This window comes from Sutcliffiella sp. FSL R7-0096 (assembly GCF_038595065.1).
GTDB lineage: Bacteria > Bacillota > Bacilli > Bacillales > Bacillaceae_I > Sutcliffiella_A.
In genome coordinates this window covers 4,713,625-4,735,975 of sequence record NZ_CP152003.1, presented here as the reverse complement: position 1 = coordinate 4,735,975, position 22,351 = coordinate 4,713,625, and the positions used below count along the sequence as shown (strand labels likewise).

21 protein-coding genes are annotated in these 22,351 nt (G+C 43.4%); 14 read left to right on the top strand and 7 right to left on the bottom strand.

The window, feature by feature from the left end; genetic code table 11:
* The first annotated feature begins 14 nt into the window (after positions 1-14).
* Both MKY77_RS24180 and MKY77_RS24175 read left to right on the top strand, forming a co-directional pair.
* On the top strand, positions 15-488 hold the full coding sequence (locus tag MKY77_RS24180; protein ID WP_339148131.1) for a hypothetical protein: 474 nt from the start codon (positions 15-17) through the stop codon (positions 486-488).
* Position 489: 1 nt separating this feature from the next.
* A complete protein-coding gene (locus MKY77_RS24175) occupies positions 490-1,020 on the top strand; it encodes a hypothetical protein (protein ID WP_339148130.1) in 531 nt (176 codons plus the stop codon).
* Between the two features lie 52 nt (positions 1,021-1,072).
* Here MKY77_RS24175 and MKY77_RS24170 read toward each other — a convergent pair whose 3' ends face one another.
* Both MKY77_RS24170 and MKY77_RS24165 read right to left on the bottom strand, forming a co-directional pair.
* Entirely contained in the window at positions 1,073-2,398 is a 1,326-nt protein-coding gene (locus MKY77_RS24170) for a short-chain fatty acid transporter (RefSeq protein WP_339148129.1), read from the bottom strand.
* A gap of 160 nt (positions 2,399-2,558) precedes the next feature.
* Positions 2,559-4,070, bottom strand: coding sequence for a BCCT family transporter (locus MKY77_RS24165; RefSeq protein WP_339148128.1), 1,512 nt, complete (start codon positions 4,068-4,070; stop codon positions 2,559-2,561).
* 145 nt (positions 4,071-4,215) lie between these two features.
* Here MKY77_RS24165 and ccmA point away from each other — a divergent pair, with 145 nt between their 5' ends.
* The 5 genes from ccmA to MKY77_RS24140 all read left to right on the top strand — a co-directional run bounded on the left by ccmA (position 4,216) and on the right by MKY77_RS24140 (position 10,578).
* On the top strand, positions 4,216-4,941 hold the full coding sequence (gene ccmA, locus MKY77_RS24160) for a heme ABC exporter ATP-binding protein CcmA (protein WP_339148127.1): 726 nt from the start codon (positions 4,216-4,218) through the stop codon (positions 4,939-4,941).
* Between the two features lie 2 nt (positions 4,942-4,943).
* Positions 4,944-5,954: an ABC transporter permease gene (locus MKY77_RS24155; protein ID WP_339149904.1), complete on the top strand. Its 1,011-nt coding sequence runs from the start codon at positions 4,944-4,946 to the stop codon at positions 5,952-5,954.
* Positions 5,955-5,980: 26 nt separating this feature from the next.
* The gene (locus tag MKY77_RS24150) at positions 5,981-6,604 is read left to right on the top strand and encodes a TetR/AcrR family transcriptional regulator (protein WP_339148126.1); all 624 of its coding nucleotides are present in this window, start codon (positions 5,981-5,983) and stop codon (positions 6,602-6,604) included.
* 64 nt (positions 6,605-6,668) lie between these two features.
* A complete protein-coding gene (gene nfsA, locus MKY77_RS24145) occupies positions 6,669-7,418 on the top strand; it encodes an oxygen-insensitive NADPH nitroreductase (protein WP_339148125.1) in 750 nt (249 codons plus the stop codon).
* 397 nt (positions 7,419-7,815) lie between these two features.
* On the top strand, positions 7,816-10,578 hold the full coding sequence (locus tag MKY77_RS24140) for a M14 family zinc carboxypeptidase (RefSeq protein WP_339148124.1): 2,763 nt from the start codon (positions 7,816-7,818) through the stop codon (positions 10,576-10,578).
* Positions 10,579-10,639: 61 nt separating this feature from the next.
* On the opposite strand, the gene MKY77_RS24135 is transcribed toward MKY77_RS24140, so the two are convergent.
* Together MKY77_RS24135 and MKY77_RS24130 are read right to left on the bottom strand one after the other, a co-directional pair.
* Complete coding sequence (locus MKY77_RS24135) at positions 10,640-11,221, bottom strand: VanZ family protein (RefSeq protein WP_339148123.1); 582 nt, start codon at positions 11,219-11,221, stop codon at positions 10,640-10,642.
* A gap of 223 nt (positions 11,222-11,444) precedes the next feature.
* Complete coding sequence (locus tag MKY77_RS24130) at positions 11,445-11,915, bottom strand: SRPBCC family protein (RefSeq protein WP_339148122.1); 471 nt, start codon at positions 11,913-11,915, stop codon at positions 11,445-11,447.
* A gap of 354 nt (positions 11,916-12,269) precedes the next feature.
* Here MKY77_RS24130 and MKY77_RS24125 point away from each other — a divergent pair, with 354 nt between their 5' ends.
* Entirely contained in the window at positions 12,270-12,527 is a 258-nt protein-coding gene (locus tag MKY77_RS24125) for a GlsB/YeaQ/YmgE family stress response membrane protein (RefSeq protein WP_237662731.1), read from the top strand.
* An 86-nt stretch (positions 12,528-12,613) separates the two neighbouring features.
* Here the strand turns inward: MKY77_RS24125 and htpX are convergent, their stop codons facing one another.
* Positions 12,614-13,492, bottom strand: coding sequence for a protease HtpX (gene htpX, locus MKY77_RS24120; protein WP_339148121.1), 879 nt, complete (start codon positions 13,490-13,492; stop codon positions 12,614-12,616).
* Between the two features lie 141 nt (positions 13,493-13,633).
* Between htpX and MKY77_RS24115 the strand changes: the two genes are divergently transcribed.
* Both MKY77_RS24115 and gndA read left to right on the top strand, forming a co-directional pair.
* Entirely contained in the window at positions 13,634-14,305 is a 672-nt protein-coding gene (locus MKY77_RS24115) for a DUF1836 domain-containing protein (protein ID WP_342515551.1), read from the top strand.
* 138 nt (positions 14,306-14,443) lie between these two features.
* Positions 14,444-15,853 (top strand): NADP-dependent phosphogluconate dehydrogenase, encoded by a 1,410-nt coding sequence (gene gndA / locus MKY77_RS24110; RefSeq protein WP_339148119.1) that lies wholly within the window; start codon positions 14,444-14,446, stop codon positions 15,851-15,853.
* A gap of 403 nt (positions 15,854-16,256) precedes the next feature.
* Here gndA and MKY77_RS24105 read toward each other — a convergent pair whose 3' ends face one another.
* Both MKY77_RS24105 and zwf read right to left on the bottom strand, forming a co-directional pair.
* Positions 16,257-16,871 (bottom strand): cyclase family protein, encoded by a 615-nt coding sequence (locus tag MKY77_RS24105; protein ID WP_339149903.1) that lies wholly within the window; start codon positions 16,869-16,871, stop codon positions 16,257-16,259.
* 191 nt (positions 16,872-17,062) lie between these two features.
* Positions 17,063-18,541 carry a glucose-6-phosphate dehydrogenase gene (gene zwf / locus MKY77_RS24100; RefSeq protein ID WP_339148118.1) on the bottom strand — a complete coding sequence of 493 codons (1,479 nt, stop codon included), beginning with the start codon at positions 18,539-18,541 and terminating at the stop codon, positions 17,063-17,065.
* 358 nt (positions 18,542-18,899) lie between these two features.
* Between zwf and MKY77_RS24095 the strand changes: the two genes are divergently transcribed.
* The 4 genes from MKY77_RS24095 to MKY77_RS24080 are packed head-to-tail and all read left to right on the top strand — an operon-like array spanning position 18,900 to position 22,315.
* The gene (locus tag MKY77_RS24095) at positions 18,900-19,577 is read left to right on the top strand and encodes a uracil-DNA glycosylase (protein ID WP_342515550.1); all 678 of its coding nucleotides are present in this window, start codon (positions 18,900-18,902) and stop codon (positions 19,575-19,577) included.
* A gap of 37 nt (positions 19,578-19,614) precedes the next feature.
* A complete protein-coding gene (locus tag MKY77_RS24090) occupies positions 19,615-20,424 on the top strand; it encodes an ion transporter (protein ID WP_339148116.1) in 810 nt (269 codons plus the stop codon).
* A complete protein-coding gene (locus MKY77_RS24085) occupies positions 20,421-20,603 on the top strand; it encodes a hypothetical protein (protein WP_339148115.1) in 183 nt (60 codons plus the stop codon). The genes MKY77_RS24090 and MKY77_RS24085 overlap by 4 nt, the downstream gene beginning before the upstream one ends.
* An 11-nt stretch (positions 20,604-20,614) precedes the next feature.
* A complete protein-coding gene (locus tag MKY77_RS24080) occupies positions 20,615-22,315 on the top strand; it encodes a methyl-accepting chemotaxis protein (RefSeq protein ID WP_339148114.1) in 1,701 nt (566 codons plus the stop codon).
* Positions 22,316-22,351 lie beyond the last annotated feature (36 nt).

Here is a 22,351-nt window from a genome sequence, read left to right as displayed (position 1 = left end):
AAGGAGGCGCTAAAATGGAATTGGTAATATATCTTATACTCACATGGTTTATCGCAACCTATTTCCTCTTCCAAAAGAAGCCCCTTCTCATGATAGAAAATTCTTTACTGTTCTTATTTTTTCTTTTTGTGAACAAATGTGTCCTTACCATGATCAGCATGAACCTAAGTCTTATCATGTACAACAAGGAACCACATTTGTTCATTTGTTTTTGGCTTCAACGAAATATTATATTTCCATTGATCTTGTTGATTTTCGTCAACAGTGTTTTCCAGAAATCACGGGGCATTCAAGTGATGGGAGGGTTGTTCGCGGTGATTGTCATTTTGTTAAGTGAAGCATTGGCCATTCATTTATCCATCATTCATTACCATATGTGGACATTTTTCATCTCCTTTGTGGTCACGGCAATTTACCTTGTGGCTGCCTTGGGAATTACCTCATTCTATCGCCGTCTATTAATAAAAGAAGGGATAGTGAGCAACTGAAATGGAACCAACACCAATCATAAATTATGATTATTATTTTAATTCTAATGAATGGTTTATCATTGTTTCGCTGCTTGCTGGCTATGCCCTTATTTTCTTTTTACCGAAAAGGTTCCCATTACCACTCACTCTCTTATTTCTCATAATTGGGTTCAATAGCGGTATCATTTTTGATCATACAATTAGCATCCCGCCATTTGATTTTTATGATGTGAATGATAGTTCGTACTTCGAGCTGTTTGATTTCCTGTCCTATATTCAATACGGCCCTTTTGGCTATCTTTTCTTCTACTTTCATAGCTACTTCAAAATCAAAGGTTATTTTAACATGCTCTATATTGTCGTTTGGTCGATCATTGCGATGTTCACCGAAGGGATTGCTACATATCTTGGTGTGTTTCATTATAAAGAGGGTTATATTTTTATTTACTCCTATCCTTTCTACTTTTACATCCAGAGTATGACACTTGCCCTCTATCTTTACATCATGAAAGTAACAAAGATTCCACAAAAATACCCTCCACACCAATGATTGGGAGTGGAGGGTGACTTATTAATTGGTACCCGGCACGTGCCCGGCCCCTTTATAGTAGCAAAAATGCTAAAGAAATGATGGCACCACTTACAAAAAGGACAATGACACAGAAGCCCATGATGTCCTTTGCCTTTAAGCCGGCGATGGCCAAAGCTGGCAAGGCCCAGAACGGTTGGATGAGGTTCGTCCACGCATCGCCCCATGAAACGGCAAGAGCAGTCCGCGCAATAGAAACATTCATCGTTTGAGCAGCCTCCAACATGACAGGTGCCTGTACGGACCACTGTCCGCCGCCTGAAGGGACGAAAAAGTTCACAATTCCGGCACTAAGGAAAGCGAAGAAATGGAATGTGTGTTCATTGGAAATGTTAACAAACGCTTTAGACATGACAGCAGCAAGACCTGATAATGTCATCATTCCCATGATTCCTGCATAGAAAGGGAACTGGATGATGATACCGCTTGCCCCTTTCACGGCATTCGTAACTGATTCAAGGAAGTTTTTTGGACGCCAGTGGAACAGAATTCCTAGGAACAAGAACAGAAAGTTCACAATATCTAGATTAAGTTTAAACCCATTATCGGCAAAGTAGTAGAATAGGAATACTAGACCCATTACTGAGACTGTTAGAGAGAGAACCCAACTGTTCTCCAAACGCTCAGCTGGTGTCATGGTAGATTTCTCGACAGTTGCCGCCTGAAGGCTTGATGCATCCTCCAACAGGGCGGGATCTACCGTTACGGTTTCATCCTTAGCCGGCATCATAAATCGGTTTAATAGAGGCAATGTCACAAAAAGTGCAGCCAATATGATCAGATTGAATGGAGCGAAAATAGTCTGATCCGTAGAAATGACTCCAATTAATCCTTCCGAGAAGTGTCCTTCTGTTGCGATGGTGAGCGGAATGGAACCAGAAAATCCTCCATGCCATACAATGAAGCCGCTGTAAGCGCTTGCAATTAATAGTCGATAGTCGACATTTTGAACTCGCTTCGCAAGCTCTTTGGCAAATAAAGCCCCAATAACAAGACCAAATCCCCAGTTGATCCAGCTGGCAATGATAGAGACAATGGTTACAATAATAATTGCGCTTCCTGGAGTTTTAGCGGTGGAAGCCAATGCACCGAGAAACCTTTTGAAAATGGCGCTGCTTGCCAGGACGTACCCAGTAACCAAAACGAGAACCATCTGCATGGAAAATGTGAGCAGAGCCCAGAAACCGCCACCCCAATGCTGGACCATTTCTGTAGGCCCGCTATCGGTGAAAATAAGTCCAAGCCCGAATACCACAAGTGTCAGGATGATGACAAATAAGAATGGATCCGGTAAATAACGCTGCATAATACGATTAAAAAATGAAATGATTCCTTTCACAAATACTCCCCCCATTAAGTTTTTTGTCGAAATTTATCCCATCCCTCCTTTACATTTCTATACTTATAGATATTTTCCTGCTTTTTTTAGGTTAGTCCAGACAATACCGAAAAAAACACCCTCCGACAAGAGAGGGTGCATAGCTACCTGGTTTCTGTATTTATATCTTTTTATTACTCCTTTTCAACCCAGGCTCCCGCCTTAAAGATTTAATAAGGGAATAGCAAATTGCTATCAAGATGATCGTAAACGGCAACGCCGAGACAAGAGAGGCGGTTTGCAGACCTTCTAGTCCACTTGCTATCAGCAAAACGGCGGCAATCGCGGCCATCAAGGTTCCCCAAATGATTCGCAAGAAAAGGGGAGGATTCAAGCTTCCCCCAGAAGTCATTGTGCCTAGAATATAGGTTGCAGAGTCTGCGGAAGTGATTAAAAAAGTAAAGATAAGCAATATCGACAGCAACGATAAAATAAATGTAAATGGCAGCTGTGCAAAGGTTGCGAACAGGGCCGAGGTGATATCATTATCTACCGCCTGGGCAATCTCTGTTCCGCCAAACAGATCAAAGTGTAGGGCGGTCCCGCCAAATACTGCAATCCAGAACAAAGCAATAACAGGAGGTACAATCAGTACCCCGAATACGAATTCCCGAATGGTTCGTCCCCTAGAAACCCTGGCGATGAATGCCCCGACAAATGGGGACCAGGCGATGGCCCACGCCCAATAGAAAATCGTCCAATCTCGTACCCACGTTCCTCCTTGATAAGGGGTAAGTCGTAAGCTCGTATTGAAGAAACTCGAAATATAGTCACCAATCCCCAGCGTGAATGTATTCAATATAAAAACAGTCGGACCGGCAATAAATACAAACAGCATCAAAAGCAGTGCCAAAGTGAGGTTCAAGTTGCTCAAGTATTTAATCCCACGCTCAATCCCGGTGGTAGTCGAGGTTAGGTAGAGCACCAACAGGACCACCATGATAATAAGCTGTATCATGCCATTATTCGGAATGCCGAACACTACATTTAATCCCCCATTGATCTGGAGGATCCCCAGCCCGAGCGATGTGGCAACCCCCATTACTGTCGCAATGACCGCAAGAATATCTATCGGTTTTCGTATGTATTCACGCTTCTTTTCCCCGATGATCGGTTTCAGTGTCGTGGAGATAAGCCCGTCCTCTTTTTTACGGAACTGAAAATACCCGATGGCCAAACCTACAATGGTAAAGACCGACCACTGACTAACACCCCAATGAAAAAAGGAATACTGCATGGCCACACGTGCGGCCTCTACCCCTAAAGCATCCACTGTTTCTCTGGGTGGCGTGAAAAAATGGCTCATCGGTTCGGCAATTCCCCAGAATACCAGCCCGACGCCAAATCCTGCACTGAAAAGCATCCCGACCCAAGTGAAAAAAGGAAATTCAGGACGGTCCTCATCATTTCCAAGGCGTACCCTTCCATACTTAGTCAAGGCAATGACTATACAAAATAAAACAAAAAATAATACCGCCAACAAATAAAACCAACCGAACGCATAAGTGGTAAAATTAAAAATTTCCGTTGCCACAGAAGCAAAAGCTTTTGGCGCAACTGCACCTATTATCACTAGCAATGCTACCACTATGGCAGAAAACCAAAACACAATATCTAGCTTTTTCACCCTCAAATCCCTCTTCTCTCTTTACTAGGTCAATATTTTATCTTTCCCTATAACTAGAGATTTACACTTTCTATTGACAGCGGGGCCGTCTATCCAGTATGTTTGAGTAGAAAAGTGAGTAATCACTCATTTTAAAAAGGAGGCAATAAAAATGACCAATCATGTCTGCAATGTATCTCAATTATCTATTTCTTTCGGAAATACAGATGTTATAAAAAATATCAGTTTATCCATAGAAAAAGGGGAGATTTTCGGTTTTTTAGGGCCATCAGGAGCTGGTAAGACAACACTTGTAAAAGCTATTGCAGGCCTTCAAAGAATTTATAACGGGGAGGTGGAGGTGCTGGGTGTTAAAATGCCAAGCCTGTCACTGTCGGAAAGAATCGGGTATATGGCACAGTCAGATGCGTTGTATCAGGATCTGACAGCATTGGAAAACCTTCAATTTTTTGCAACTCTATATAATATGAAAACGACAGAAAGGAAACAAAGAATCACAGATGTGATGGAACTTGTCAACCTTCAAGAACATCTTCATAAGCCTGTCCAACAATTCTCGGGTGGGATGAAACGCCGCCTCTCCCTTGCAATCTCTCTTCTACACAATCCAGAAATACTCATACTTGATGAACCTACTGTTGGGATTGACCCTCTCCTCAGGAAGTCTATATGGGAGGAACTGAGAAAACTCAGTGAGAAAGGCACCACCGTTCTGGTGACCACCCATGTTATGGATGAAGCGCAAAAATGCGACAGGCTTGCCATGATCAGAGAAGGAGAGTTGCTAGCGGTAGGAAGCACAGCAGAACTTGAGAGAGTTACAGGGACAACGAATATGGAAGACGCATTCCTTAGGCTTGGAGGTGCAACAGTATGAGTATGAGAGTCACTGCTGTCATCATTCGTATTTTACGTCAATTTGTTCGCGATAAAAGAACATTAGGCCTGATGATAATAGCGCCCATCCTAATATTAACCTTGATGAATGTGGTGTTTGCAGATCAGGAACAAACGCTTGAAATAGGCCTGGTCGGAGAGGCTCAGCGATTAGAACTCCGTTTACAGGAAGGTAACATTCAAGTGATTTTACTTGAAACAGAAGCACAAGGCTGGAAGAAAGTTAGAGACTCGGAAATGGATGCTTTTTTGACAACCGATAAAGTAGTTTTAGAGGGAAGTGACCCGTCCGTCAACCGAGCAATCTTGCAAAAAATACATGCATTGGTTCAACCAGCTGAAGATAATGGCAAGCAACTTGACATACAGTATGCATACGGCTCAGATGCAATGGAGATGTTTGATAATATCGGACCCTTTCTCATCGTATTCTTTGTTTTCTTTTTTGTATTTTTGATTGCAGGTGTTTCGTTTCTTAGAGAAAGAACAAGTGGAACGCTCGAACGGTTGATGGCTACACCAATCAAGAGGTGGGAGCTTGTCCTTGGGTATGTTGCAGGATTCGGTATATTCACCCTTATTCAATCCAGCATCATCGTCTTGTTTACGATCTACATTTTGGACATTCAGATGGCAGGAAGTATTTTTTCCATCCTTTTCGTTACCTTTACTGTTGCAATCACAGCACTGACGCTTGGTACCCTGTTGTCTGCATTCGCCCGGAACGAACTGCAGATGATCCAATTCATTCCGCTTGTTGTCGTACCGCAAGTTTTCTTTTCCGGTCTGTTTTCCATTGAGGCAATGCCTGATTGGCTCCAGAAAATCAGCTTGATTATGCCGTTGACCTATGCAGGCGGAGCAATGAAGGATATTATGATTAGAGGTAAAGGACTTGAAGAAATAGTTGGAAACGTGCTTCTGTTGTTTGGATTCTCTCTTCTGTTTATCCTTTTGAATATAAGAGCATTAAAAAAATATCGTCCGACATAAATGACTTGAAGCGGAAAGGGGCAGGCATGAATAATCAAGATGAAAAGAAAATGAGTGAAAAGCACCGCAAAATACTAGAGGCGGCCATCGAAACTTTCGCCGAAAAGGGGTATGCCGCAACTTCTACCAATGAAATTGCCAAAAAGGCCGGTGTTGCAGAGGGCACTATTTTCAGACATTATCGAACAAAAAAGGAATTGCTTCTTTCCATCGTTTCCCCGACGGTGGCAAAATTTGTCGCACCACATATGGCTAAATCTTTTTCCAAGGAAGTGCTGGAGGGAGAGTATGAAAGTTATGAAGCTTTCCTGAGAAAACTAGCATACAACCGCTATGAGTTTATCAACCAAAACTTCCCGATCCTAAAAATATTCATCCAGGAAGTGGCGTTTCATGAAGAGTTTCAAAAGCCATATTTCACCCTCTTCAAAGAAGTGATTCTCCCTAATTTCACCAAAGTGGTGGTGCATTTTCAGGAAAAAGGGGACCTGAAGAATCTACCGCCCGAAACAATCATTCGCTTGACGATATCCACCATTGCAGGAACGATCTTTACGCAACGCTTCCTGGATATAGATCAGGATTTTGATCAAGAGTTGGAAGTGGCGATTACATTTTTAATGGACGGACTGAAGCAACCGAAGGACTGAAAGTGGAAATAAGTTCCCTCTCCTGTGTACAATAAGGGAAAAGCAAGCAGGAGGGGAAACTAGCATGAACCCAACCATTCAAACCATTCTATCGCACCGGTCCGTCCGGAAATTCGAGGACAGAGCTTTAACGGACAAACAAATAAAGACGATTGTCCAAAGTGCACAGGCAGCGTCGACCTCAAGCTTTGTACAAGCTTATTCGGTTATTGGGGTGAAAGATAAAGAGAAGAAAAAACGGCTGGCAGAACTGGCAGGAAATCAGCCATATGTAGAAGACAATGGACACTTTTTTGTTTTCTGTGCCGATTTTCATCGCCATGCTTTCATCGGAGACATGGAAACAACAGATGTCACCACATCCATTGAAAGTACGGAGAAATTCATGGTAGCCGTCATCGATGCATCCCTTGCAGCACAAAACGCTTCCGTTGCTGCCGAATCCATGGGTCTTGGCATTTGTTACATAGGAGGGATCCGTTCCAATATCCAAGAGGTGGCAGAACTATTAAAGATGCCAGCCAATACTATTCCATTGTTTGGGCTTGCTGTAGGCTATCCGGCCCAAGAAACCGGAGTGAAGCCTCGTTTGCCTATGGAAAATATCTACCACGAAGACGTGTATCAACAGGATGAATCAGTATTTAAAAGTCAGTTGCAGGACTACAACGAAGAAATCTCTGCCTATTACCATGAACGAACGAAAGGAAAGCGTTCCGACACGTGGACCAGTCAAATGGCGAACATGCTTAGAGAACCAAAAAGGTTGCATATGAAAGATTTCATCGAAAAGCAAGGATTTGCAAAGAAGTAGACATCTGGAAGAAATATAGGCAAGAAGAAGGGCAGTCAGGCATTGGCTGTCTTTTTTCATGCTTTAGTAGGACAGCGAACTGTTTCCTTTGCCTCTTTAAAGTGATAACAACTACTAGTATCGTTTTCACTAGTAGTTTTTTTAATATTAAAATTATTGACTCTGTTAAACTATACTGTTGATTTTTGCAGCAACCTAGCTGTGGATTGAAGCAATGGGCGGAGACTCCTGCGGGGGGATAGCGACAATCTTGAGACTCCGCAGGGCCGTAGCCCGAGGAGGCTCAAGGTCGCCCCTTGGAAAGCGAAGCCTAGTGCGGAAGTCACCAGCGGTGTTTAACAGAACCAAATTATTAAAAAACTCGACCACACTTGAAAATGATAAAGGAGTTGGAGAGATGAACGTTAACTGGAGAAAGCCATTTTTGGCCTTCTTATCTGTTTGGATGCTTCTAGCTGTTGCGATCCCAATACAGGGGGCACAGGCTGAAAGTATCGTACAAACAGTTGCAGAAGAAGAGATATCGACAAGTATTTCCACTGTTTCCATGACAGAAAAAAGGCAGATGGAAGTCCAGGTGGATTTTGGTGAAAGGATTCCACTGGAAAAGCTGGAGTGGACCTTTGGAAATAAGCCCTTGGATGAATGGAAAACATACAACGCAAAGGACAATGATTATACGGGAGAACCCTTCATTACATTCGCAGAGCCTCCTGCCTATGTTGGAGAATCTACAACCGTAAAGGCAGTCCTCGACTTTGACCTCATATATGGAACAGACAATTTAGCTCCACGGAATATAAGAGTCTTATATCCGGAAGTTATCGGTACATATGAGCTGGCGGTAACACATAAAGAGTCTGGTGAAAAGTTAAGTAAAGAAATTACATACAATGTCTATGATGAATACTTAAAATATGAACAACTGAAGCCGGAATTGGATGAAATAACAGAGGCAGCACAATCAGAAAATGGTAGATTCATTGAATACAAGTCTCTTGGACAGTCCTATGAAGGAAGGGATATACATTTCATTACCCTGGCAAAAGACCAGGCAGCAGTAGATAAATACTTGAATGAGACCTTACCTGTCGCCTTGGAAAATCCGGCAGAGCTTTTACAGAAAATAGAGGATGGAACCATCGGTGATTATCAGGTGCCAATTTGGTTCAATAATATCCACCCGGATGAAGTAGAAGGAGTGGACGCACAGGTTGAACTGTTCCGAAAACTCTCACAGGATGACGAAATTACCTTTAAAACAGTGGAGGAGAATGGGGAAGAAAGAGAAATCACGCTGAACGTGGAAGAAGCGTTGGAACATGTGATTTTCCTTTTCAACTTTACCCATAACCCTGATGGCCGCGTCCATAACACCCGTGCCAATATCAACGGATTTGATTTGAACAGGGATAACGCGTTTCAAACGCAGCAAGAATCTATCTATGTCACAGAAGAGATCGCGAAATGGTCGCCATTGTCCTTTTTGGACATGCATGGCTATGTGAGCGACTTTCTGATCGAACCTTGCACACCGCCACATAACCCGAACTTTGAATATGACCTGTTACTGGAAAACATGCTTTCACAGGCCCATGCCATGGGACAGGCAGGCGTGGCAAACTCTGACTATGAGTCATATGCCATTCCATATGAAGACTATGAAAATGGCTGGGATGACATGACTCCTGCCTACACGGCCATCTATTCCATGTTACATGGGTCGCTTGGGCACACCATCGAAGTGCCGGGATTAAATCAGCAATCCCTATACGCCATGGTCCACACCGGACTTGGGGCAACAAATTTTGTGCTGGAAAATAAAGATGACCTATTCAAACAACAACTGGAATTATTTAAGCGCGGGGTAGAAGGCGAAGATAACCGTGCAGTCGATCAGCACCTTGTCAATCAAAACGGGGATATCATCGGTCGTGACCGTGGTGTAAATGAAAACTTTTTCCCAGAATACTATGTACTTCCTATGCATGATCTGCAAAAGAACAAATGGGAAGCGGCAGAAATGGTAGAGTACCTGTTGAGAAACGGGATAAAAGTTGAAAAAACAACGTCTTCCGTAGAGATTGATGGAATTGTATATCCAGAAGGCACATATGTGGTCCCGATGAAGCAGGCAAAGCGTGGATTCGCGAACGCTGTCCTTTATCAAGGGGATGATATTTCCGACTGGAATGCGATGTACGATGCCATTGTCGTGAACTTCCCTGACCTACGCGGCTTCACGATAGAAGAAGTTCGTACGGAAAATGCTTTTGCAGGTGTGGCGGAACAAGTACTAGAAGCCGAATACCCTACAACAGCAGTGGACCAGAACAAAGGCCACTATGTGGTGAAAAACGTGAACAACGAAGCAGTCAAAGCAGTAAATGAGCTATTAAGCGCTGGGAAATCGGTAAGCGTAGCTACAGCAGATGGCAATGGCTACAGCAAGGGCGACTACGTCATCCACCGTAATGACCTAATGGCTGTAAAGGATCACTACTATTTAGAAGTAGTTCCACTAGACAATAAATCAAAGGTAGAAAAATTGGAAGGTGCACCAAAAGTAGCCGTCATAGGCAGCGGTGCAAGTCGTTTTGTATTAAAACAATTAGGCTTTGAGATCACTAGTATAGAAGAAGCGGATGTGATCGTAGATGCTACAGGCCAGGTGAACAAGGAAGCCATCGAGGCAGGAACCTCCTACATTGGCATTGGCGGGAGGGTCCTTCAGTCAGTCAAACAAAGCGGAATTCTCGAAGGCTTTGATTTTGCCCGGACAAACTTCACACATGAAGGGCTGCTTAAGACATTCGTAAACACAGACTCCTTCCTCACTTCCGGTTACGGTGCGGAAGAAATTTTATACGGAACCACTGGCTCATGGATAACAAGTGTGCCAGACGGGGCTGAAACACTGATTCAAGTAGCCGATACAGATGATTACTTCGTTGCCGGCTGGTGGCCAGGGAAAGAAAATGCCAAAGGCCAGACTTGGGCATTCACCACCACTGTCGAAAGCGGAGCAAATGTCACCCTTTTCTCAAACGACCTATTGTTCCGAGCACACACAGAACACAGTTACCGCCTGCTTGCGAATGCAATTTTACTAGATGAAGTAAAAGAGTCGAAAAAGGGAAAAGGAAAGAAGCAGAGATAACAAAAGTAAACGGAGGAGAGCTGATAATGGCTCTCCTCCGTTTTAAATTATGGAGCCAGGATTACCTAAGTATAATCACCCTTTGGAACCAAGGATACAGGACGTAGCCGATATAAAACCCAAGGACATTCAGAATCAAATCATCAATATCAAGGCTCCCTCTGCGTGTCAGATATTGGCTAAGTTCAATGGCGCTCACCAACAGAAAAGGAACGGCCAAAAGAAACAGTTTGTTTGAGGTTTTCGTTCTAAAAAGAATTCCGAACGGAATAAAAAGACCAATGTTCGCAGCCAAGTTATAGAAAGCAATCACCCAGTGGACGTTGCCGGAAAAATAAAAATGGATGGTATCAAAGGGTAACAGGTTCACTGAATTCATTCCTGTATCATTAGGTCGGATGAATAAGAGTATCAACAGGGCGAGCATGTAAAGGAAAAAGCATCCGTAAAATAGGCTCCGGGGGATAGTGATGGAGAGGTTCATCACGAACAAATAAATAGCGGTGGTTGCTACAAAAATGCAAACAAACACCACTAAAAGAACAATCGGATGCAGGTTGGCTGTCAGGTGTGCGAAGATAGGACGCAATAACAGAAATAAACTACAAGAAAAAATAATCGGGACTAAAAACTTTTTTACCATAAGGATACCTCTTCTATAAAGGTTCTTTTCTCAAAGATTGTTGCTATTTACTTGTAAAAAGTCGGCAATTGGACTTTTTATTGCTTTCATACTCTATAAGGTGCAAGTAGTTTCTTAAGTACGGCAAGGAAAAGAGCACGACAGTAAGGAAAATAACGGTGGATGTATCCATACGAAAAAGCAACAAAGTTTACGAAAAGAGCCTTTTTGTATTCCTGCCCGGTCATTCCTCTTCTTTGTTCGTTTCAACTTCTTCTGTACCTTCAATGAGACGCTTCAACTGATTCAGGTGATCCCCATCTTCTTTTTTCAAGATTTTTCGAATGATAGGCTTGGTCAACTTCATGATGATGCCGGAAGTGTAAATATCCCCTTGAAAATTCACCTTTGTGCCGCCTTCAACAGTTGGCTTGAAATCATAATGGTAGACGACCTTCAACCCATTAGCTTCACTTTTTACTACATACCGTTCACTTGGGACATATTCAGTAAATTCAATAATGGATGAAGCTTGGCGCCCGCGAATCTCACGGGTTTCTTTAAATTTGCTTCCTACCTGTAATGGGCCTTCTGTCAGCTTTTCGATAGCGACAACATTTTCCATGATTTTTGTGGAGTTGTCCATGTCGGAAGCAAAAGCAAAAACTTCTTCCACCGGCTTGGAGATGATAACGGAATCCTGGATATCTGGCACTGTATTCGGCTCCTCTCGTGAATTATGATTTGGTAATTTTATAATAGCACAGAAAAAGGAAGTCGAATCTAGTTTTTAAAGGCTGTTTTCGTAAATTTTGTTGCCTTTTCGTACTAATACACCAACCGTTATATTCCTAACAGTCGTCTCTTTTCCCTGCTGAACTTTAAAATACTACTTGCAGTGTTTAGAGTGTGTAAGCAATAAAAAATCCAACTGCCGACTTTTTACTAATCACTAGCAACACTCTTCGAGAAAAGAGCCTTTTTAAAAAGGGAAGTTTAAAAAGTTCAATCAACGGAAATATACACAGTAACAAGCTGAACAACAATAATATCTAAGGAGGAAAACATTATGTTAGGATTATTAATTACCATTATAATAGCAATTGTAATTGGAATGATCGGTAGTGCGATCGCACCGGGTAGAATGCCAGGAGGAATCTTGGGAGCCATGCTTGCAGGTTTAGTCGGAGCATGGATTGGTCACGGGTTATTCGGTTCTTTAGGACCTGTCGTTGCTGATTTCGCCATTATTCCAGCCATCATCGGTGCCGCGATCTTTGTATTCTTGCTAACATTAATTTCAAGAGGACTTAGAAGCGCGACATAATAGTAGGATAATGAAATGATAGAAAAGATCAACGATATATAGCTATATTAAAAGAGGCAACCAAATCGGCTGCCTCTTTATTATGCTTATTTCGCTTCCAAACGACGGATACGCTCATTTAAATCAGGGTGAGTAGAGAACAGAGAACTCTTTCTCTTACCATTGATCTTCAGAGAAGCAATCGCAGTATCCTTCTCTTCTGTCACACGGTTTGTGTAAGCCTGAAGGGAACGTAATGCATGAACCATTTTGTCTTTTCCGGCAAGATCTGCGCCTCCACGGTCCGCGTGGAACTCACGGTAACGGGAGAAGGCAAATACGACAATGCTTCCAAGGATCGAGAATGCGATCTGGAATACGATGATTGCGATAAAATGCACAATCGGTGCCATTTCTTCTTTTACAAAACGGGACGCGATAAATGCTGCGATACGTGCCAAGAATACCACGAATGTATTCACAACACCTTGCAATAAAGTCATGGTTACCATATCACCATTGGCAATATGGGCAACTTCATGGGCGATAACACCTTCAACGGCAGCATCGTCCATCTCTTGTAATAAACCAGAGGAAACAGCAACTAATGAACGGTTCTTAGAAGGACCCGTTGCAAATGCGTTTACTTCTGGGGAGTGGTAAATTCCAACTTCTGGCATTTTTGTGATGCCAGCAGCGCGAGACATGCGGTGAACCATGTCAACAATTTGACGCTCTTGTGAATTCATCGGACCATCTGGATCGATGACCTTTACGTTCATCATTTTCTTAGCCATCCAACGGGACATCAATAAGGAAATGAAGGAACCTGTAAAACCGATGATGGCACTGAAGATAAGTAAGGAGCCAAAATTAATGCTGCCATTTTCAATATAGCTTCCTGCACCAGTCACCATAAAGATGATGGAAATCGTCGTTAAGACAAGTACGTTCGTAAGGATAAAAAAGAATATACGTTTTGCCATGTTTCTCCTCCTGATTGTTTTGAGGTCTTATGAACCTCTATCTCTCTTGTCTTTATTATAGATGGAATTGCCTAACTTTTCAACGAAAGTGTCTGACATAATTTGACGAAACGGGCTTGCCATTTTACTATAAGTTCATGGATGACGGATGAAAAGGGTGTGTGGGCCATGGCCGAAGAGTGGACCAGGATGGAGATGGCAGAGTTTTTGAGGAAGATGGGCCAGGGAGGAATCCCTGTGGAATATAGGCAGACTATGCCGAAAAATTTCCAAAATATTTTCCGAAAAAAGGTCGGGGAAGAAATCGGCCTGACGATGTCCAATATCGTCTGGCTTGGAAATCAACTCGAGAGCGCGGATTATTCCGAACCTGCTCTGAAGAATTGGGTAAAACGAGAGATAAAGGAATATATCGGTGCGCCCCAAGTCGGCCGTAAATACTCCATCCAGCAAGTGGCGTTGCTATTTATCGTAAAAGATCTGAAGGTGCTTCTCGATTTTGAAGCGATACGGAAAATCCTTGGTTCCATTTTCAATAACCCGGTGGAGAGGGAAGACGACATTATAAGCCCGATTCACTTCTATAGTGCTTACTCTTGCTTGTATGAGCAATTAGTGAGTCAAACAGAATTATTATCGGAGGAAAACATTAAAGTGGAAATTCAGCAATACCTGCAAAAAGAGGAAAGTTTTACGGAAGAGGATAAAGGAAAGATATTCGCTGCGTTGATGGTGGCGATCCTTGCCGTTCGCACCAATTTTCTTAAAGCTTGGGCAAAGCGGTATGTGATGGATGGAAAAGGAAAAGAATAAAAGGAAGTGTGTAAACGCTTCACTTTTCACACTTAGGTTATAATAGGTGTAAAGCTTGATTCCACTTGAGTTTGTATGGTATTTTCAATTGGGACTAACTCGAAACAAATTACCTTGAAGAAGGGAAGTTTTTATATTATGGCAAAGCAGCAAATCGGTGTAATCGGTTTGGCGGTTATGGGAAAAAACCTAGCGATGAACATTGAAAGCAGAGGCTATTCCGTTTCCGTATTCAATCGTTCCCCTGAAAAGACAGAGGAATTTTTACAAGAAACAGAAGGAAGAAATTTCAAAGGTACATATAGCATCGAAGAGTTTGTACAATCTTTAGAATCCCCTCGTAAAATCTTACTAATGGTAAAAGCAGGCGGACCAACGGATGCAACAATCGACTCTTTAAAACCTTATCTTGATAAAGGTGACATCCTGATTGATGGTGGAAACACACTTTACACGGATACAATCCGACGCAACAAGGAGCTTGGCGAGCTTGGCTTGAACTTCATCGGTACAGGCGTATCCGGTGGGGAAGAGGGAGCGTTGAAAGGTCCTTCCATCATGCCTGGCGGACAAAAAGAAGCTTACGAACTGGTCGAAGACATCTTAAAGAGCATTTCTGCAAAAGTGGAAGGCGACGCATGCTGCACATACATTGGTCCAGACGGTGCCGGCCACTATGTGAAAATGGTGCATAACGGGATTGAATATGGCGACATGCAGCTGATCAGTGAAGCATACTACTTATTGAAAAATGTTCTTGGTTTATCTGCACAAGAGCTTCACGAAGTGTTTGCAGAATGGAACAAAGGTGAATTAGACAGCTACCTGATCGAAATAACAGCAGACATCTTCACTAAAGTAGATGATGAAACAGGCAAACCGCTTGTGGATGTCATCCTGGATACAGCTGGCCAAAAGGGTACTGGTAAATGGACAAGCAAGAGCGCATTAGATCTAGGCGTTCCACTTCCGATCATCACAGAATCCGTATTCGCTCGCTTCATCTCTGCAATGAAAGAAGAGCGCGTGAAGGCAAGTGGCATCCTGCGTGGACCAGAAGCAGTTGGCTTTACTGGAGACAAGAAAGCATTCATCGAGAGCGTCCGCAAAGCGCTTTACATGAGTAAAATCTGCTCTTACGCACAAGGATTTGCACAACTGCGTGCGGCATCGGAAGAGTACGGCTGGGATCTTAAATACGGCGAGATCGCAATGATTTTCCGTGGCGGTTGCATCATCCGTGCACAATTCTTGCAAAAAATCAAGGAAGCGTACGACCGTGAGGCGGGCCTTGCAAACCTATTGCTTGACCCATACTTCAAAGAAATCGTGGAAAGCTACCAAGGCGGCCTTCGCGAAATCCTTGGCGTTGCGATCCAGCACGGCGTACCTGTACCATCCTTCTCAAGCGCGCTAGCATACTATGACAGCTACCGCTCTGAGACATTGCCTGCAAACTTGATTCAAGCACAACGTGACTACTTCGGTGCCCACACGTATCAACGTGTGGACAAGGAAGGTATCTTCCATACGGAGTGGATGAAGTAAGTAGAGATTGGACCAATTCATGGTTCCCGCGTGAGGGCGGGGGCTGTGGGTTGGTTTTTTTTTGATTTCCGGATAAATCCTGAAAATTCCGGATATCTGTTGTGATTTCCGGATAAATCTGAAAAATTCCAGATATCAGCTGTGATTTCCGGATAAATCCGAAAAAATCCGGATATCTGTTGTGATTTCCGGTTAAATCCGAAAAATTCCGGATATCAGCTGTGATTTCCGGATATCTCTCGAAAATTCCTGATACCCCTCATAGCCAATGCATATACCCTCAGACTTTACCGACCCCCGCCAACCTCAAGTCCCCATTCCAACCCAATTTCACAAAAAGTCCACACAAAAAAGCCACCCTACCCCAATTTCCCTTGGGCAGAGTGGCCAATCAGCTCAAATCTCACTTCATATCCATCAAAACAATGCGTGCAGGAGAAGCATCCACGCCGCTCAGCTTCAATGGTGCCGCACACATGATGTACTCGCCTTCTGTGATATCTTTCAGGCGCAGGCCTTCAATGATGATCACGTTGTTTGCGAAAAGCGTTTTGTGTGTGGGGTGGCCTTCCTGGCTGCGCTCGATGCCAAGTGCATCCACACCAACGCCGCTCACGCCGATTTCAGCCAAGTATTTCGCAGCGTCTTCCGCCACGAACACAAAGTCAAAGTTGAACTCTTCATCAAAAGAGTTTTTCGTTTTGAATAACAGGAAGTCGTCCTTTTGAATATCAAGGCCTTTAATATCTTTCACTGTAATGCGGTCCTCGACAGCAGTCAGGTCGAACACTTTGCATGGCCCGACTAGCTTGTCCAATGGCAGTGTCTCGATGGTTTCGCCATCCACCACCATATGAAGAGGTGCATCCACATGGGTACCGGTGTGAACATCCAACTCCAAGCGGGTTTCCGTTACATATCCGTTTGTGTTGGTCGTTTGTTTCGGCTGCTTTTCTGGCTTATTTTTATAAACTGGCATACCCGTATAAATCGGGGAAGATACGTCATAAACTTTCATGTGTAAAACTCCTCTCAAAAATGCTATTTTCGTAAACTTTGTTGCTTTTACGTATTTTTAAACCAACCGTTAAATCCCTTGCTGTCGTGCTCTTTTACCTGAAATACTAAATATGCTACGTGCAAATGAATAGCAACACTCTTTGAGAAAAGAGCTTTCCAAAATGGTTCATGCTAGTGAAAAACGATCAGTTACATTGGCCACCAATGGAAGCCGTCCTTGTAAAGCAGTTCATCCGCCTGTTTTGGCCCCATGGAACCTGACTCATAGTTCGGGAAGTCAAATGCTCTGGTGTTTTCCCATGCCCTTGAAATCTCGTCAATGAAGCTCCAAGACAGGGCCACTTCGTCCCAGTGCGTAAAATTCGTCATGTCACCGCGCATGGCATCATAAATCAGGCGCTCGTAAGCTTCTGGTGTGTTGATGCCATCGATACAATTGTTTGTATAGTCAAGTCTGATTGGGGTCGTTGTAATATCCTTACCCGATTTTTTTGCGTTTAAATGCAAAGTGATGCCTTCTTCTGGTTGGATGTTGATGACAAGAAGGTTAGGGTCGACCTTTTCCCCGCGGTTGTAGTATAGGTTCATTGGGATATCTTTGAACTGCACGACCACTTTCGTGGACTTCTCGCTCATTCTTTTTCCGGTACGGATATATATCGGAACGCCTGCCCAACGGAAGTTATCGATCAAAAGCTTTCCTGCCACATACGTCTCCGTGTTGGAGTTGGTATCGACAGAGTTCTCGTCACGGTAGCCTTGTACCTGGTTGCCGTCCAAAATTCCAGCACCATATTGGCCGCGAACAAAATAATCCTCCACATCATCGGGACCAATTTTGCGCATCGCACGAAGCACCTTGACTTTTTCGCTGCGGATCTCTTCTGGATTCAGCTTGATTGGTGGCTCCATCGCAAGCAGCGCGACCATTTGAAGCATATGGTTCTGTACCATATCCCTTAATGCACCCGAGCTTTCGTAATAACGCCCGCGGTCTTCCACACCCAACACTTCACTTGACGTGATTTGGATGTTGGAAATATAACGGTTGTTCCAAAGCGGTTCAAATAAGGCATTGGCAAAACGGATTACCTCAATATTCTGCACCATCTCTTTTCCGAGATAATGGTCGATACGGTAGATTTCCGACTCGTCGAATGCTTGACGGATCTCTTCATTCAAATCTTTTGCAGAAGGAAGGTTATGCCCAAAAGGCTTTTCGATAACAAGACGCTTCCAGCCATCTGTTTCGGTCAATCCTTCTGACTTCAAATTGGTAGCAATGGTGCCGAAGAACTCAGGTGCCATCGCAAGATAGAAGATGCGGTTTCCATTTGTGGCATAGTCGGAATCCAGATCACCCAATAGGCCCTTCAACTGCTGGTAGGACTCGCTGCTTGTTACATCAAAAGGATGATAATAGAAATGGGAACTGAATTCCTCGACATTCCCGTCATTATTAGCCACTTCGGTCACAGAAGCGGACACGTTCGAACGGAACTCCTCATTGGATAGCGGGCGTCTTGCCACGCCGACCACAGCAAAATTTTTGGAGATGCTTCCGTTTTTATAGAGACGATAGATGGAAGGGTACAGCTTGCGTTTCGCTAGATCCCCTGTTGCACCAAAAATGACAATCAAGGAAGTCGGATTTTCTTTTTTATTCACAGATAAGAACCTCGCTTTATGTACTAGTCTCAAAAGAATGTGCTATCTTAATCGGTTGATTAGGATAAACAATTATGTAAATAAGTAACAAATCTACTTAATAAGTATGGGACATTTTGAAAAAAGACCACTCAGATATTTTATATGGAAGTGGATAGGAATTCAATATAATAATCAAGCTTCTGGCGGTAATGGTATCTTTTCGTTTTACTATAACACATCCAGCCAGCAATTCCTGAATGATAGGCTCGTCGTTAGTATGAAAAAATACAAGCAAAACCATGCATCCACAAAACTTCCCATCCCAAAAATAATTGGCTATATGATAAAGTAAAAAGGACAAAAGGAACGGAGGATCATGCAAGTGAAAAATCTGAGCGGTGATTGGAAGGCTTTGTTGGAAAAGGAAACCTCCAAGGATTACTACAAAAAGTTGATGCAATTTCTAGACCACGAATATGCCTCTACCATTGTCTATCCCGAAAAGGACGCTATTTTTTCTTCGTTCGAGGCGACAAGCTATGAGAATGTCAAGGTTGTCATCATCGGACAAGACCCCTACCACGGGAAGGACCAGGCCCACGGAATGAGCTTTTCCGTCCAAAAGGGGATGAAGGTCCCTCCATCTCTGAAAAACATCTACCAGGAGCTCCAGGAAGACCTTGGGGTATCGCCGGTCCGGCACGGATTTTTAATGGAGTGGGCCAAGCAAGGTGTGTTATTATTAAATACGGTTTTAACCGTCAGGGAGAAACAACCCAACTCCCATAAAGGGAAGGGCTGGGAACAGTTTACCGACGAAGTGATAAAGGTGTTGAATGACCGGGACAAGCCGGTGATCTTTCTCCTTTGGGGAAAGCATGCTGAACAAAAGGAAAACCTGATTACCAACAAGCGTCATTACATCCTTAAAAGCCCGCATCCTAGTCCATTTTCCGCCCGAAAAGGATTTTTTGGAAGCAGGCCGTTTTCAAGAGTGAATGCCATCCTGGTTGAAAATGGTGAGGACGCGATTGATTGGCGATTGACGCCGTAGAAAAGAAAAACAAGATAAATAAGAGGAAGTGCACGACATGCAAACATGGAAATCAACGATACAACATATAGTCGGACACCGGTACTTTATGAATGCCGTCATGTTCGTCATCCTACTAAATGCGATTTTGATAGGGGTGGAAACATACCCCGCACTGCGAGCGGATTATTACGATATCATCCATGGATTTGAAGTCTTCTTTTTATGGTTTTTTACCATAGAAATCATCCTGAGAATGTTGGCGGAGAAGAAGTTTCATCACTTCTTTCGCAGCAGGTGGAATCTCTTCGACTTTTTCATTGTGGCAGGGGTGCTTTTATTTAGCGGAACCTATTTCATTTCCGCCATCCGTATCCTAAGGGTATTCCGGGTCCTGCGTGCCATCACGGTCGTCCCGTCCTTGCAAAGGCTTGTGACAGCATTCCTGAAAACAATCCCATCCTTGGGTACCATCATGATGCTATTATCTTTAGTATTCTACATTTTCGCCGTATTGGGCGTCATGTTCTTCGGTGAAATCTCGCCGGAATATTTCGGATCGCTTCACCTGGCCCTTGTGACACTATTCCAGGTCATCACACTAGAATCTTGGGCAAGTGGAATATTCCGTCCCATCTTCGCGGAGAGTCCATTGTCTTGGGTCTACTTTGTTTCCTTCATCCTTGTTGGAACCTTCATCGTTCTGAACCTGATCGTCGGGGAAATCCTCAACAACATTCAGGAAGCAAAGGAAGAAGAATTGAAGGAAGAGAAGATAGAAGTCAGTAAAAAGGAACTTGCGAAGATTACGGATGAAATTTCAGAACTGAAGCAGCTTTTGTTAAACAAAGAGAAGAATAGTGGATGATGATTTTAGGAGAACACGCGGGCATTGGCCTTCGTGTTCTTTTTTTTGAAGGCAGCAGAAATAATATAAAAATTTCTCATCATGTTACTAAAGACCCAGCCGCCTCCTGCCGAAATAATAACCAAAGAGAGAAAACGATTTGCGCAAACGGTTTCATTATTTATTGGCAGTTTTACTAGGGGGAAGAAGAATGGGGAGTATGAGGAAAAGGTTAATCGTACTGATTTGTTTAATAGGAGGAATCGGGCTTGCTGCTTCCGTTGTTATTTGGATAAATGGCATACAGGTGCAAAAAGGGGTCAACGAGTTAGATGAAATTACAAAGCTGAATGAAAGTTATTTTGAATTGGTGCAGTCCTATCAAAGTAACTTAGCAGATATGTATTTCGTCGTATCCAATGGCTATTCCAAAACACATGTTGCAAAAATTGAAGAAAGTCTCAAAAAGAGCGAAGAAAAACTACAAGATTTCGAGCCTTATTTTACGGAATTTGAAGAATTAGGACAATGGAAGCAGTATTTTGTTGTTTCACATGGAACATTGTCAAAACAATTCGACATCATCAGTGATGTTTCCAATGCTGCTAACATGGACCGCCTGCGAATTACGACATCGGAAGACCTGGCTAAAGCCCGGAATCAGGTGGAGCGGGCGAATGAAGGGGGAATGGAGTTTCTGCAGACATACAATGATGAAAATAGACAAGCCATCCAAGCAAAAGTTTCCTCGACAGAACGCTGGACCTTATTGACACTGGCTATTCTTGTTGTCGTGCCAATCCTTGCGCTGTTATCGTTCAGAATGGCTTTCAACAAAGGGGTCAGTCAGGTGCTGCGACGGGTGAACGCCTACCAAGAAGGCGATTTTATGTATGAATCTTCTCAATCGGTGCGAAAAGATGAGTTCGGTCAAATTGAGGGTGCTTTGACAACGATGGGAGGAAATATTGAACAGCTGATGAAAGGAAGTCTTGGGGCAAACCAGCGCCTGCAGGTTGTCATGCAGGAGCTATTGGTTGTCGCAGAAGAAAACCTTACGGAATCGACGGAAATCAAGCAGCGTTCGGAACAGGTGACGGAAAAAGTTTCGATGCAGTATGAGGGGACGACCGCCATTTCTGCCGTAACCGAGCAGGCCTCTGCCAGTACACAAGAAATCTACAGCATCGTCGATGAAATGAAGCGCAACCTAGAAAGCATGGAGGTCCTATCAAAAAGAGGGGCGGAATCGCTACAGCAGATGGTAACCATCATGCATCAATCCTCCACTGAAACAGAAACGATTGTAGAAAGGTTCTCGAAAATAAAAGAAGATATTGATGAGGCAAACAGCTTCCTGAAAGGGATAACGGAAATTACGACGCAGACCAACTTGCTTGCCCTTAATGCCTCGATTGAAGCGGCACGTGCGGGAGAAGCGGGAAAAGGCTTTGCCGTTGTCGCAGAAGAAATTCGCAAGCTTTCCGGGCAAACCGATTTATTTTCCAAGCAAATCAATAGCATCACTGGTCGCATTCAAGAAGATACCAATGAAGTCCTGAAAGAATTCCAACTATTCAAGGAAACGATCGAGCAGACAAACGAAAAAAATGAAGCATCTGCAACTCTATTTCAAGACATTGCTTCAGGTAGTGGAGCGTTGCTGGAACAGGGAACCCACATAACCGTCACGATGGAAGAAATCAGTATGGGTGTCAATGAAATTGTCCATTCTGTGAATGATTTGGTCGCTTCCTCTTCTGAACTGACGCAGGATATGGCCGAAGTCGTGAAGGCTGCCGATCATCAGGTGGACCTTTCTAATAACATGAAACGAACGGTTGATACAGTAAAAGAGACCGCGGAAGATCTGGCTGCCAGCATCGCCTCCATAAACATGAATAAATCGTGAACAAACAGCCTGTGGAGTGGATTCTCCGCAGGTTTT

Excerpts from the sequence above, each read along its gene's own strand:
- MKY77_RS24175 (WP_339148130.1), top strand. The coding sequence starts at position 490 with ATGGAACCAACACCAATCATAAATTATGATTATTATTTTAATTCTAAT.
- MKY77_RS24180 (WP_339148131.1), top strand. The coding sequence starts at position 15 with ATGGAATTGGTAATATATCTTATACTCACATGGTTTATCGCAACCTAT.
- MKY77_RS24135 (WP_339148123.1), bottom strand. The coding sequence starts at position 11,221 with ATGGTAAAAAAGTTTTTAGTCCCGATTATTTTTTCTTGTAGTTTATTT.
- MKY77_RS24080 (WP_339148114.1), top strand. The coding sequence starts at position 20,615 with ATGGGGAGTATGAGGAAAAGGTTAATCGTACTGATTTGTTTAATAGGA.
- MKY77_RS24140 (WP_339148124.1), top strand. The coding sequence starts at position 7,816 with ATGAACGTTAACTGGAGAAAGCCATTTTTGGCCTTCTTATCTGTTTGG.
- MKY77_RS24155 (WP_339149904.1), top strand. The coding sequence starts at position 4,944 with ATGAGAGTCACTGCTGTCATCATTCGTATTTTACGTCAATTTGTTCGC.
- MKY77_RS24085 (WP_339148115.1), top strand. The coding sequence starts at position 20,421 with ATGATGATTTTAGGAGAACACGCGGGCATTGGCCTTCGTGTTCTTTTT.
- ccmA (WP_339148127.1), top strand. The coding sequence starts at position 4,216 with ATGACCAATCATGTCTGCAATGTATCTCAATTATCTATTTCTTTCGGA.
- MKY77_RS24115 (WP_342515551.1), top strand. The coding sequence starts at position 13,634 with ATGACGGATGAAAAGGGTGTGTGGGCCATGGCCGAAGAGTGGACCAGG.
- MKY77_RS24095 (WP_342515550.1), top strand. The coding sequence starts at position 18,900 with ATGCAAGTGAAAAATCTGAGCGGTGATTGGAAGGCTTTGTTGGAAAAG.
- MKY77_RS24150 (WP_339148126.1), top strand. The coding sequence starts at position 5,981 with ATGAATAATCAAGATGAAAAGAAAATGAGTGAAAAGCACCGCAAAATA.
- nfsA (WP_339148125.1), top strand. The coding sequence starts at position 6,669 with ATGAACCCAACCATTCAAACCATTCTATCGCACCGGTCCGTCCGGAAA.
- MKY77_RS24105 (WP_339149903.1), bottom strand. The coding sequence starts at position 16,871 with ATGAAAGTTTATGACGTATCTTCCCCGATTTATACGGGTATGCCAGTT.
- gndA (WP_339148119.1), top strand. The coding sequence starts at position 14,444 with ATGGCAAAGCAGCAAATCGGTGTAATCGGTTTGGCGGTTATGGGAAAA.
- htpX (WP_339148121.1), bottom strand. The coding sequence starts at position 13,492 with ATGGCAAAACGTATATTCTTTTTTATCCTTACGAACGTACTTGTCTTA.
- MKY77_RS24090 (WP_339148116.1), top strand. The coding sequence starts at position 19,615 with ATGCAAACATGGAAATCAACGATACAACATATAGTCGGACACCGGTAC.
- MKY77_RS24125 (WP_237662731.1), top strand. The coding sequence starts at position 12,270 with ATGTTAGGATTATTAATTACCATTATAATAGCAATTGTAATTGGAATG.